The sequence below is a fragment of the Kitasatospora sp. NPDC101176 genome, assembly GCF_044768035.1.
Lineage (GTDB): Bacteria > Actinomycetota > Actinomycetes > Streptomycetales > Streptomycetaceae > Kitasatospora.
On the sequence record NZ_JBIWPA010000019.1, the window covers coordinates 47,372 to 58,571 of the forward strand.

At 75.9% G+C, this 11,200-nt stretch carries 10 protein-coding genes; 4 read left to right on the forward strand and 6 right to left on the reverse strand.

From position 1 onward, the window contains the following. Positions 1-42: 42 nt before the first annotated feature. Complete coding sequence (locus ACIRS1_RS24265) at positions 43-828, reverse strand: uracil-DNA glycosylase (protein ID WP_402843220.1); 786 nt, start codon at positions 826-828, stop codon at positions 43-45. 147 nt (positions 829-975) lie between these two features. On the opposite strand from ACIRS1_RS24265, the gene ACIRS1_RS24270 reads away from it, so the two are divergent. Continuing rightward, a complete protein-coding gene (locus ACIRS1_RS24270; RefSeq protein ID WP_402843223.1) occupies positions 976-1,965 on the forward strand; it encodes a slipin family protein in 990 nt (329 codons plus the stop codon). A gap of 75 nt (positions 1,966-2,040) precedes the next feature. After that, a complete protein-coding gene (locus ACIRS1_RS24275) occupies positions 2,041-2,496 on the forward strand; it encodes a CBS domain-containing protein (RefSeq protein WP_402843226.1) in 456 nt (151 codons plus the stop codon). Between the two features lie 48 nt (positions 2,497-2,544). Here ACIRS1_RS24275 and ACIRS1_RS24280 read toward each other — a convergent pair whose 3' ends face one another. Both ACIRS1_RS24280 and ACIRS1_RS24285 read right to left on the reverse strand, forming a co-directional pair. After that, the gene (locus ACIRS1_RS24280; RefSeq protein ID WP_402843228.1) at positions 2,545-2,955 is read right to left on the reverse strand and encodes a PaaI family thioesterase; all 411 of its coding nucleotides are present in this window, start codon (positions 2,953-2,955) and stop codon (positions 2,545-2,547) included. 54 nt (positions 2,956-3,009) lie between these two features. Then, positions 3,010-5,931 carry an FAD-binding and (Fe-S)-binding domain-containing protein gene (locus ACIRS1_RS24285; protein WP_402843231.1) on the reverse strand — a complete coding sequence of 974 codons (2,922 nt, stop codon included), beginning with the start codon at positions 5,929-5,931 and terminating at the stop codon, positions 3,010-3,012. A gap of 120 nt (positions 5,932-6,051) precedes the next feature. Here ACIRS1_RS24285 and ACIRS1_RS24290 point away from each other — a divergent pair, with 120 nt between their 5' ends. Further along, positions 6,052-6,675, forward strand: a complete 624-nt coding sequence (locus ACIRS1_RS24290) for an HIT family protein (protein WP_402843234.1) — start codon at positions 6,052-6,054, stop codon at positions 6,673-6,675. A 97-nt stretch (positions 6,676-6,772) separates the two neighbouring features. Here ACIRS1_RS24290 and ACIRS1_RS24295 read toward each other — a convergent pair whose 3' ends face one another. The 3 genes from ACIRS1_RS24295 to ACIRS1_RS24305 all read right to left on the reverse strand — a co-directional run bounded on the left by ACIRS1_RS24295 (position 6,773) and on the right by ACIRS1_RS24305 (position 10,129). Then, on the reverse strand, positions 6,773-7,786 hold the full coding sequence (locus ACIRS1_RS24295) for a glycosyltransferase family 2 protein (RefSeq protein ID WP_402843236.1): 1,014 nt from the start codon (positions 7,784-7,786) through the stop codon (positions 6,773-6,775). Between the two features lie 239 nt (positions 7,787-8,025). Next, a complete protein-coding gene (locus ACIRS1_RS24300; protein ID WP_402843239.1) occupies positions 8,026-8,694 on the reverse strand; it encodes a transglycosylase SLT domain-containing protein in 669 nt (222 codons plus the stop codon). A gap of 574 nt (positions 8,695-9,268) precedes the next feature. Next, positions 9,269-10,129, reverse strand: coding sequence for an EI24 domain-containing protein (locus tag ACIRS1_RS24305; protein WP_402843242.1), 861 nt, complete (start codon positions 10,127-10,129; stop codon positions 9,269-9,271). Positions 10,130-10,270: 141 nt separating this feature from the next. Here ACIRS1_RS24305 and ACIRS1_RS24310 point away from each other — a divergent pair, with 141 nt between their 5' ends. Next, positions 10,271-11,071, forward strand: a complete 801-nt coding sequence (locus tag ACIRS1_RS24310; RefSeq protein ID WP_402843244.1) for a S1 family peptidase — start codon at positions 10,271-10,273, stop codon at positions 11,069-11,071. Positions 11,072-11,200 lie beyond the last annotated feature (129 nt).

Consider the following 11,200-nt stretch of genomic DNA (forward strand, 5'->3'; position numbering starts at 1 on the left):
GCCGCCCCCGCGGTGCCGCACGGGGGTCGGCACCGCGGGGGCTCAGGGCTCCCGGGCTTGCGGGTCGAGCCCGGCGGACTCGGCGGCCGTGCGGAGCAGGGCGCGGAGCATCGGGGTGGTGAGCCGGCCGGTGTTCGTGTTGCGCGGGCTGACGTGGTAGCAGCCGAACAGCTGGAGGGCGGGGCCGCCGTCGGCGGCGGGCAGGGTGACGTGGGCGGCGTGGCCGAAGACCGGCCGGGGGCGGGGGACGAGCCAGCCGGCCGCGGCGAGGGCGGGCAGCAGGGCCTGCCAGGCGAAGCCGCCGAGTGCGACGACCGTCCGTACGGTGGGGCGCAGCAGTTCGAGTTCGCGGGTGATCCAGGGCCGGCAGGTGTCGCGCTCGCCGGTGCTGGGCTTGTTGTCGGGCGGGGCGCAGCGGACCGGGTCGGTGATCCGGACGCCGTGCAGGCGCAGCCCGTCGCCGTGCCGGACGGACTCGGCGCGGTTGGCGAGCCCGAGGTCGTGGAGGGCGGCGTAGAGGAGGTCGCCGGAGGGGTCTCCGGTGAAGATCCGGCCGGTGCGGTTGGCGCCGTGGGCGGCGGGGGCGAGGCCGACCAGGAGGAGCGGGGCGTCGGGCGGTCCGAAGCCGGGGATCGGGCGGGCCCAGTAGTCCCAGTCCTGGTAGGCGCGGCGTTTGGTGCGGGCGGTCTCCTCGCGCCAGGCGACCAGGCGCGGGCAGGCCCGGCAGTCGGTGACGACGCGGTCCAGCACGGTGAGGTCGGCGGCGCGGGCGGCCGCCTCGGCGGGGTGCCGGGGGTGGCCGGGGTCGTCGGCGGGGGACTGCGGCATGGACAGGATCCTAGGGAGTGGGGCCGGGGCGGAGGTTCGTTCCGGCCGTGACCGGGCAGGCGTAGCGTGGAACCAGCTGCTCCGGCGGCCTCCGGCCGGGCCGGGCGGGCCGGCGCGAGGAGGCCGCGGAGCCGCGAGGAGGCCGCGATGATCGTCGATGCGGTGCTGGGGGCGATCGGGGGGCTGGTGGGGCTGGGGGCGATCTGGGCTGCGTTCAGCATCCGCGTCGTCCAGCAGTTCCAGAAGGGTGTGGTGTTCCGGTTCGGCAAGGTGCGCCGGGAGGTCCGGGAGCCCGGGCTGGTGGCGCTGATGCCGATCGCGGACCGGCTGCGCAAGGTGAACGTGCAGATCGTGACGATGCCGATCCCGGCGCAGGAGGGCATCACCCGGGACAACGTGACCGTCCGGGTGGACGCGGTGGTCTACTTCCGGGTCGAGGACCCGGTGAAGGCGACCGTCAACGTGCAGGACTACAACTTCGCGATCTCCCAGGTCGCGCAGACCTCGCTGCGGTCGATCATCGGCAAGAGCGAGCTGGACGACCTGCTGGCCAACCGCGAGCCGATCAACCAGGGGTTGGAGTTGATGATCGACAGCCCTGCGCTCGGGTGGGGCATCCAGATCGACCGGGTGGAGATCAAGGACGTCGCCCTGCCGGAGTCGATGAAGCGCTCGATCGCCCGGCAGGCGGAGGCCGAGCGCGAGCGGCGGGCCCGGATCATCACCGCCGACGGCGAGTTCCAGGCCTCGGCCAGGCTGTCGGAGGCGGCGGCGGTGATGAGCGAGACCCCGGCGGCGCTGCAACTGCGTCTGCTGCAGACCGTGGTGGAGGTGGCGGCGGAGAAGAACTCGACGCTGGTGCTGCCGTTCCCGGTGGAGCTGCTGCGCTTCCTGGACAGCGCCGCGGAGAGCCAGCAGCTGGCGGTGCTGTCGGCCGCCGCGGCCGCGGCCGGGGCGAAGGCGGCGGAGGAGGTCGCCGAGGAGCGCGACCTGGGGCCGGACGCGGGCCTCGGCGGGAAGCTCGAACCGGAGCCCGAGCGTCACGAACTGCCGCCGCTGGAGGAGCTGTTGGAGCACTCGCCGCTGGAGGACGCGGAGTCCCCGGACGGGCACGGGGATCCGGACGCGCGGGTCTGACCGGTGCCCGGTGGCGTCCGTCGCGGGCCGGGACCACGATGGACGAGGGGCTGGAAGCCAGCCAGGAGGCGGACCATGACCAGAGCCAGCGACATCATGCACCCGGGCGCGGAGTGCATCCGCGAGCACGAGACGCTCGCCGCCGCCGCCCGGATCATGCGGGAACGGGACGTCGGTGCCCTGCCCATCTGCGGGGAGAAGGACAAGCTGCTGGGGATCGTGACCGACCGCGACATCGTGCTGCGCTGCATCGCGGAGGGCCGCGACCCGGAGCAGGTGACGGCCGGCGAGCTGGCCATGGGCCGGCCGATGACGGTGGAGGCGGACGAGGACACCGAGCAGGTGCTGCGGGTGATGGAGCAGTACCGGGTGCGCCGGCTGCCGGTGATCAACCACCCGGAGCACAAGCTGGTCGGCATGATCAGTGAGGCCGACATCGCCCGGGGGATGCCGCAGGCCCGGGTGGCGGAGTTCGTCTCGGCGGTCTGCGCGGAGGAGCCGCCGGTGGTGTCGCAGCTGTCCCAGGGCTGAACCGGCCAGGGCGCGGCCCGGCCCGGCCCGTGACCGGGGCCGGGCCGCTCAGGCCAGGGCGTACACCGCGGTGGCGTGCGCGGCCGGCTCCTCGGCGCCCTCGGCGGTGAGGGTGACGTCCAGGAAGGCGATCCGCCGGCCGAGTTTGGTCACCCGGGCGTGGACCAGGACGTCCTGCCCGGTGACGGCGCGCTGGAAGGTGGTGGACTGCTGGACGGTGGTCATCGGACCGAAGCCGCCGCGGGCCGCCGACACCGCGATCACGCTCGCCGTGTCCGCGGCGGCCATCAGCGCCTGACCGGACATCCCGCCGCCCTCCCGCGCGAGCTGCTCGGACCAGGGCAGCCGCAGCACGGCGTGCCGTTCCCCGGCGCCGGCGACCGACAGTCCGAGGGCCTGGACCCAGGGGGCGAAGTTGTCGGCCACGATCTTGTCCGCCTCGGCGGTGGTGAGGGTCATCCCGCCATTGTGGCAAGCCCGGTGGCGCCGTGTCAGGCCTCTGCGCGTGCGCGGTCAGCGCGGCGCCCCGCCGGTCTGCTCCCGCAGGGCCCGGGCGATCAGCTCGGCCAGGTGCAGGGCCTGCCGGCCCTGGGCGAGCTGGGCGATCTGGGTGCGGCAGCTGAAGCCGTCCGCCAGTACCACCGTGTCGGGGCCGGCGGCCCGCAGCTCGGGGAGCAGGACGCGTTCGGCGATCGCCTCGGACACCTCGAAGTGGCCCTGTTCGAAGCCGAAGTTACCGGCCAGGCCGCAGCAGCCGGAGTCCAGCACGCGGTTGTGCAGGCCGAGCCGGGCCTCGACCCGGCGGTCGGCGGCGCTGCCGAGGACGGCGTGCTGGTGGCAGTGGGTCTGGGTGACGGCCTCCAGCGGGACGCGGGGGAGCGGGGCGTCGGGGGCGTGTTCGTCGAGGAACTCGGCGAAGGTGCGGGTGCGTCCGGCGAGCGGCCGGCCGTCCGGGCCGAGCAGTCGGGGCAGGTCCTCGCGCAGGGTGGCGGTGCAGCTCGGGTCCAGGCCGACCACCGGGGTGTCGGCGGGCAGCCCGGCGGCGTCTAGGGCCCGCAGGCTGCGCCGCAGCACCCGGCGGGCGGTGCCGAGCTGGCCGGTGGAGTACCAGGTGAGCCCGCAGCAGACCGGGCCGGCGGGCAGCCGGACGTCGAAGCCGAGGTGCTCCAGCACCTCGACGGCGGAGCGTGCCACGCCCGGCTGCAGGTGGTCGGAGAAGGTGTCGGGCCAGAGCAGCACGGGCCGGGCGCCGGCCGGGGCCGGGTGGGCGGCGCGGTGGCGGCGGTACCAGCGGGTGAAGGTCTCCGGCGGGAGGACGGGCAGCACCCGGCGCCGGTCGATCCCGGCGAGCCGCTTGAGCGCTCCGGCGACGGGGGAGCGGGCGAGGGTGTTGGCGGCGCCGGGGGCGAGAGCGGCGGCCCGCAGCCAGAGCGGCAGCCACCCCATGGAGTAGTGGGCGAGCGGGCGCGGCCGGTGCCGGTAGTGCTGGTACAGGAACTCCGTCCGGTAGGTCGCCATGTCGACGTGGACCGGGCAGTCGCTCGCGCAGCCCTTGCAGCCGAGGCAGAGGTCGAGTGCCTCGCGGACCTCGGCGGAGCGCCAGCCGTCGCGGATCGCCGCGTCCGCCCGCTCGGTGCCGCGCAGGAGTTCGGCGAGCAGCCGGGCCCGGCCGCGGGTGGAGTGCCGCTCCTCGCCGGTGGCCATGTAGCTGGGGCACATGACGCCGGTGGTCGGGTCCACGCACTTGGCGACGCCGACGCAGCGGTGCACGGCGGTGGTGAGGCTGCCGCCGTCCTGCTCGTACGGGAGGGCGAGGGGGAGCGGGCGGTGCGGGGCGGCGACGAAGCGCAGGTCGGCGTCGAGCGGCCGCGGGTCGACCAGGGCGCCCGGGTTGAGCAGGTTCTCCGGGTCCCAGATCCGTTTGAACGCGCGGAACAGGTCGATGATCCTGGGCGGGTACATCCGGGGCAGCAGTTCGGCGCGGGCCTGGCCGTCGCCGTGCTCGCCGGAGAGCGAGCCGCCGAAGGAGACCGCGAGGTCGGCGGCCTGCTCCAGGAACTCGCGGAAGACCAGGACGCCGGTCGGTTCGGTGAGCGGGAAGTCGATCCGCAGGTGCACGCAGCCGTCGCCGAAGTGCCCGTACGGGACGCCGCGCAGGCCGTGCCGGCGGAGCAGGGCGCGCAGCCCGCGCAGGTAGTCGCCGAGCCGTTCGGGCGGGACGGCGGAGTCCTCCCAGCCGGGCCAGGCCTCGCCGCCGCCGGGCAGCCGGGTGACGATGCCGGCGCCGGCCTCCCGGACGGCCCAGAGCTGGCGCTGTTCGACGGGGTCGGTGACCAGGGCGACGGCGGCGGTGCGTTCGCGGCGCACCGCGTCGGCGAGCCGGCGGGCGGCCCGGTAGGCCTCGACCGGGGTGTCGCCGCCGGTCTCCAGGAACAGCCAGCACTCGCCGGCGGGTAGCCGGTCCAGGGCGGGCGGCCGGGGGCCGGCGGCGAGCAGTGCGGCGATCAGGTCGGCGGACATGCCCTCGGCGGTCAGCGGGCCGAGCGGCAGCAGTGCGGGGACGGCGTCGGCGGCGGCCCCCTCGTCGGGGTAGCCGGCCACCACGAGGGCACGGGCGGGCGGCTCCTCGACCAACCTGACGGTGGCGCCGAGCAGCAGTGCGCAGGTGCCCTCGGTGCCGGTGAGCGCGCGGGCCAGGTCGTGGCCGCGTTCGGGCAGCAGGGCGTCGAGCGGGTACCCGGAGGTGCGGCGGGGCAGCTCGGGCATCCCCCGGCGGATGGTGGCGAGGTTGGCGTCGGTGAAGTCCTGGAGCTCCCGGTGGAGTTCGCCGGCCCGCCCGGGCAGCTCGCGCAGTGCGGCGCGCTCCCGTGGGCCGAGCGGGCCGCCGACGCTCAGCTCGGTGCCGTCCGCGAGGAGCAGGTCCAGCCGTTCGACGTTGTCCGCGGTGCGTCCCCAGGCGAGCGAGTGCGCGCCGCAGGAGTCGTTGCCGATCATGCCGCCGAGGGTGCAGCGGCTGTGCGTGGACGGGTCGGGGCCGAAGCGCAGCCCGTGCGGCCGGGCGGCGCGCTGCAGGTCGTCCAGGACGGTGCCCGGCTGGACGCGCGCGGTGCGGGCGTCCGGGTCGACGTCGAGCACCGCGCCGAGGTGGCGGCGGAAGTCCAGTACGACCGCGCCCGGCCCGATCGCCTGCCCGCCGATGCTGGTGCCCGCGCCGCGCGGCACCACCGGCACGCCGTGGCGGCGGCAGAGCGCGAGGGCGGTGCGGACGTCGTCGAGATCGGCGGGTTTGACCACGCCGAGCGGCAGGTGCCGGTAGTTCGAGGCGTCGTGGCTGTAGACGGTCCGTTCGGCGGCGCCGAAGCGGACCTCGCCGCGCAGGACGGCGGCCAGCTCGCGGGCCAGCTCCGCCCCGGGGGCGGTGGACGGACGGCTCACCAGGGACCTCCCGGGCGGGTGCGGCGACGGCTCCGCCGATCATGGCAGCCGCGCGGCCGCAGGGACACCGGCCACCCCGGCCTTCCGCCGACGGGGTGTCATGTGGCAGGCTCGGCGGCCATGATCACCGAACCCGCGGGCGGCGGCTCCGGCGCCGACGAGTACCTCGCCCGGCTGCCGATCGGCGAGCGCCCGCCGCTGCCGGTGGACGGCGCGCAGACCTGGGACATCTTCCCGTTCGAGGGCGAGCTGCAGGTCCGCACCCTGGCGGCGCCGGAACGGCCCGAGCCGCCCCGGCACGGCGAGGAGGGGCCGGAGACCTGCCGCGAGTGCGCCCGCCCGGACTCGGAGTTCCTCTGGACGGACGAGCACTGGCGGCTGGGCACCACCGAGTCGCCCTCCGGGCTGCCCGCCGTGGTGCTGCTGTGGCCGCGCGCCCATCACGACCTGTTCGACCTGCCCGCCGAGCAGGCGGCGCAGCTGGGCCCGCTGCTCCAGCGGGTCGAACGGGCCCTGCGCTCGCTGGACGGGGTCGCCCGGGTGCACGTCAACCGCTGGGGCGACGGCGCCGCGCACCTGCACCTGTGGCTGATCGCCCGCCCCGAGGGACTGCTGCAGCTGCGCGGCTCGACGCTCTCGCTCTGGATGGACGTGCTGCCGCCGCTCCCGGAGCGGATGTGGGCCGCGAACGCCCACCGGATCGCCGCCGCGATGGCCGCGGACGGCGGCACCGCCCACGTCTGAGCCCGCCGGCGTCCGGGCCCGGCCGCGTCCGGGCCTGCCCGTCCCGGGCCCGGCCGTCCCGGGCCCGGCTGCCCCGGCGCCGGCCCCGGTGGCCGGGTCAGGAGCGGCGGCCGGAGCCGGTGAGCGTGCCGCGGGCGATGTGGGAGAGCTTGGCCACCTCGAACGCCGGGTAGGCGCCGCCGGCCAGCAGCGAGAACTTGATGCCCTCGCGGCCGCCCGGGCGGCGGTGGCCGGGCGGCTGGAAGCGGCGGTGGTGCTCGGCGGCCCGGTGGAAGAACTGCGGCCGCTCGGCGCGGGTGACGCAGCCGGCGAGGTCGAAGACGAACAGGTAGTGCCGGATCATCCGGACGAACAGGGCGTCCCGCACCGCGTACAGGTGCGGCTGGTCCTCCAGCAGCGCGAAGCTGTGCTCGTACTGGTCGAAGAGGTCGAAGACGCTGCTGCCGGGGGAGCCGGTGGGGTGGACGGTCTCGCGGCGGCGCAGCTGGACGCACTCGCGCGGCAGCACGGCGACCTTGCGGGCACCGAGCAGTGCGGCGTGCACCACCGGGATCTCCTCGTAGCGGCCGTCGGGGAAGGCCAGCCGGAGGTCCTCCCAGTGGCCGCGGCGGATCAGCCGGTCCCAGACCAGCGGCGGCGCGCCGAACAGCGCCGGCTGGTCGAAGGGCGCGAACACGTCCGGGCCGGCCTCGGCCAGCAGGGCCTCGGCGCCGCCGGGCCAGTCGCGGTCCTTGTGCCGGCGGGAGTGGCCGAACAGCAGGAGGTCGACGGGGCCGGTCTGCTGGAGCCGGTCGGCGAGGGTCTGCAGCGCGTCCCTGGGCAGCAGGTGGTCGGCGTCGAGGAACAGCAGGTAGTCGCCGGCCGCCCGCGCCGCCCCTGCGTTCCGGCTCACCCCGACCCCGACCGCCGCGTTGAGGTGCAGCACCGAGAGCCGCGGGTGCCGGGCCGCGTACGCGTCGGCGAGCTCGACCGCGCTGTCGGGCGAGCGGTCGGCGACGACGATCACCTCCAGGTCGCGCAGGGACTGCGCGAGCAGCGAGTCCAGGCAGTCGGCGAGCTGTTTGTGCTGGTCGTAGGCGGGCACCACGACGCTGATCAAGGGTGAGGGCATGACGCCGGAGCGTAAGAGGGCAGGCGAACCGTGGCAAAGCCCTGACGGTCCGTGATTCATCGCATTGCATGGCAAAACGTACGCCCGTGCGCCATATCTTCACGTGGCCTTCCGGACGCGTCCACGTCAGGCGTCCGGGTGCCTCCACGTCAGGCCGGGAGTGCCGCGGGGCCCGCGACGCGGGTGCGACGCGGGCCCGGGGGTGCTCGGTGCCGGGGGTGCCCGGCGCCGGGGGGCGATCAGTACCAGTGGTGCTTCTGCCAGAACGACCAGGCGCCGCAGGGGCTGCCGTAGCGGGAGTTCATGTAGTCCAGGCCCCACTTGATCTGGGTGGCCGGGTTGGTGCGCCAGTCGGAGCCGGCCGAGGCCATCTTGGAGCCGGGCAGGGCCTGGACCAGGCCGTAGGCGCCGGAGGAGGCGTTGACGGCGAGCGGGTTCCAGCTGCTCTCGCGGAACACGATGTTGCTGAAGCACTGGAGCTGGCCGGCCGGGACGATCTGCGCGGCGATCTGCTGCGGGGTGCCGGAGTAGCCGGAAAGGTTCTGGCGCTGCTGGGAGCGGGAGGCGGCCGCGTCGGCGTCGGCCTTGGCCTTGGCGTCCGCCTGGGCCTTCGCCTCGGCCTCGGCCTGCGCCCGGGCGGCGGCCTGGGCCTGGGCGGTCTGGGCGGCGTCCGCGTCGGCCTGCGCCTGGGCGGCCTGGGCCTGCTGGGCCTGGGCGGCGGCAGCGGTGCCCGCCTCGGCCTGGTCGGTGACCGGCTTGCCGTCCACCGAGACCGCGGCCACCGGGGCGGCGGCCTCGGCCTTGTCGCCGACCTGCGGGATGGCGAGGGAGGCGGTGGCGGCGCTCGCCACGACGAGGGTGGCGACACCGGTGATCAGCGAGTTGCGGCGGGCATGGCTGAGCTGCATGCGGGCGAGATCCTCTTCCGTCGGGGGCCGTGCCGGTGGCACTGGGCGCGGGGCATCGCACGGGCGCCCGGATGAGCGGGGCCCGCGCGGCCGTCCGGGACGGCCGTGGCGCCCCGGCGGAACTGGCGGGGCGGGCGGGCTGCGCGGCGGTCGGGCCGGCCGCGCTGCCTGGCGACGGGCCATTCTTGGCAGGGTCGACGGTGGGTGGCAAAGCCGTGGGCTACTACGGTGGATCGTGGCCGCCGGGCGGCCGTGACGGTGAGCGGCCGAGGCACGTGGGCGATTTGCCCGATTTATGAAATTCGTTGCCCGGGGTGGCCCCCGGCGACGGATCGCGAGGGCGGCAGGGGCGGTGGCCTGCGTTCTTCGGGGTCACCCGGACCCCGGAGGACGGGGTGCCGCCCCGGTACGGGCGGTCACGCACCGTCGCGTCCGGGGGTGTCCACTATCGGGGGCAGTAGACGGCGGAACGCCTGTGGGCGGCTTCACACGGGCGACGGGCCGAGGTGGGCGCAGGGTGACCGGGCGGTCACCGGTTCGGGGGCCCGCCCCCGGCGCCCGGGCGGTCGCAGGTTCAGGAACCCGCGTACGGGTTCCCGGGGACGGGCTGCGGCCGCTCGGCCGGGGCGGGCGGTGCGGCCTGGGCGGCCGGCGCGGCCGGGCCGTGCTCCTCGCCCTCCCCGTCCGCCGGGGCCGGCTCCGCCGGGACGAGGTCCCGTGCCAGCAGGGTGGCGCCCGCGACCGCCCCCGGCATGGCGAGCACCGTCACCAGCGGGACCAGGAAGGCCAGGATCAGCGGGGTGCCGAAGCCCAGCGCCAGCCCGAGCCGGGCGCGCAGCAGCCGGATCCGCTCGCGCTGCGGGACGCCGCGCCGCTGCAGGGCGACGGCCGTCAGCTCGACGGTCAGGAAGAAGCCCGACACCAGGAAGCCGAGGGCGGGCACCACCGTCTGGCCCACCACCGGGATGAACCCGCAGGCGAACAGCACCACGCCGAACGCCGCGACCCGGAGCAGCACGGTCACGCTGTCCGCCACCGCGGTGACCAGCTCGCGCCAGAGCGGGACCTCGGGCGGCGTGGGTGCGCCGCCCTCGGACTCGTCGACCGCGGCGCAGAGCGCCTCGTAGAAGGGCTGGCCGACCAGCAGGGTGACGGCGGTGAAGGTCAGCAGGGAGAGCAGCAGCCCGCCGCCGAAGACGACGGCCGCCAGCGCGTCGCGCAGCAGCGTCTGCCAGGGGGATCCCCAGTGGTCGGCGAACGGGGTGGCCCAGGCGGCCAGGTCCGTGGACCAGGCGCCGAGGAGGACGAGCGCGACGGCGTACCCGACCAGTGCGAGCAGGGCGGGAATCATCCCGATCCCCCACCACCGGCCGTGCCGGCCGACCCACTTCTGGCCCCCGACCAGGTACTTCATCCCCGCCGCAAGATCTCGCATGGGCGATCACCTTAGGGCTTCCCGGCCCGGAACCCCGCATTGCCGTGTTCCTGCCAGATCGGACCGGCAGGCCCCACCCCCTCCTGCCGCGCCGCCGGCCGGGCGACCCTCGTGCTCCCCGACCTGTCTTGGAGGAACCTGATGAAGCGTCAGTTCGGCAGAATCCTCACCCTGTTCACGGCCGCGATACTCGGGGTCGGCGCATCGGTGCTGCCCGCCGCGGCCGCGCCCGCGCCCTCCCCCACGCCCTCGCCGAGCGTCGTCGGCGGCACCCGGGCGTCGCAGGGCGAGTTCCCGTTCGTGGTGCGGCTCTCGATGGGCTGCGGCGGCGCGCTCTACACCCCGCAGGTCGTGCTCACCGCCGCCCACTGCGTCGACGGCACCGGCAGCGACTCGAGCATCACCGCGACGGCCGGCGTCGTCGACCTGCGCGGCAGCGGCGCCGTCAAGGTGCGCTCCACGTACGTCTACCAGTCGCCCGCCTTCACCGGCGCCGAGAACGGCGACGACTGGGCCCTGATCAAGCTGGCCTCGCCCGTCACCGGCGGTTCGGTGAGCACGCTGCCGATCGCCACCTCGACCGCCTACGACAACGGCACCTTCACCATCATGGGCTGGGGCGCGGCGACCGAGGGCGGGTCGCAGCAGCGGTACCTGCTCAAGGCCACCGTGCCGTTCGTCGACGACGCCACCTGCGCCCAGGCCTACCCGGGCCTGAACACCGGGGCCTCGCTGTGCGCCGGGTACGTCGCCAAGGGCGGCGTGGACACCTGCCAGGGCGACTCCGGCGGCCCGATGGTGCGCCGGGACGCGGCCGGGCGCTGGGTCCAGGTCGGCATCGTCAGCTGGGGCAACGGCTGCGCCCGGGCGGGCTACCCGGGGATCTACACCCAGGTGAGCACCTACGCGGCGGACATCGCCGCGGCGGCGGCCTCGCTCTGACGGCGCGCGGCCGGGGGGGCGGGGGGGGGGGGGGACCCCCCCGCCCCCCCCCCGGCCCCCCCCCCGCGGGGGGCCCCCCGCCCCCCCCCCCCCCCCCCCCCCCGCGGGCCCCCCCCCCGCCCCCCGGGG

Excerpts from the sequence above, each read along its gene's own strand:
- ACIRS1_RS24265 (WP_402843220.1), bottom strand. The coding sequence starts at position 828 with ATGCCGCAGTCCCCCGCCGACGACCCCGGCCACCCCCGGCACCCCGCC.
- ACIRS1_RS24270 (WP_402843223.1), top strand. The coding sequence starts at position 976 with ATGATCGTCGATGCGGTGCTGGGGGCGATCGGGGGGCTGGTGGGGCTG.
- ACIRS1_RS24275 (WP_402843226.1), top strand. The coding sequence starts at position 2,041 with ATGACCAGAGCCAGCGACATCATGCACCCGGGCGCGGAGTGCATCCGC.
- ACIRS1_RS24280 (WP_402843228.1), bottom strand. The coding sequence starts at position 2,955 with ATGACCCTCACCACCGCCGAGGCGGACAAGATCGTGGCCGACAACTTC.
- ACIRS1_RS24290 (WP_402843234.1), top strand. The coding sequence starts at position 6,052 with ATGATCACCGAACCCGCGGGCGGCGGCTCCGGCGCCGACGAGTACCTC.
- ACIRS1_RS24295 (WP_402843236.1), bottom strand. The coding sequence starts at position 7,786 with ATGCCCTCACCCTTGATCAGCGTCGTGGTGCCCGCCTACGACCAGCAC.
- ACIRS1_RS24300 (WP_402843239.1), bottom strand. The coding sequence starts at position 8,694 with ATGCAGCTCAGCCATGCCCGCCGCAACTCGCTGATCACCGGTGTCGCC.
- ACIRS1_RS24305 (WP_402843242.1), bottom strand. The coding sequence starts at position 10,129 with ATGCGAGATCTTGCGGCGGGGATGAAGTACCTGGTCGGGGGCCAGAAG.
- ACIRS1_RS24310 (WP_402843244.1), top strand. The coding sequence starts at position 10,271 with ATGAAGCGTCAGTTCGGCAGAATCCTCACCCTGTTCACGGCCGCGATA.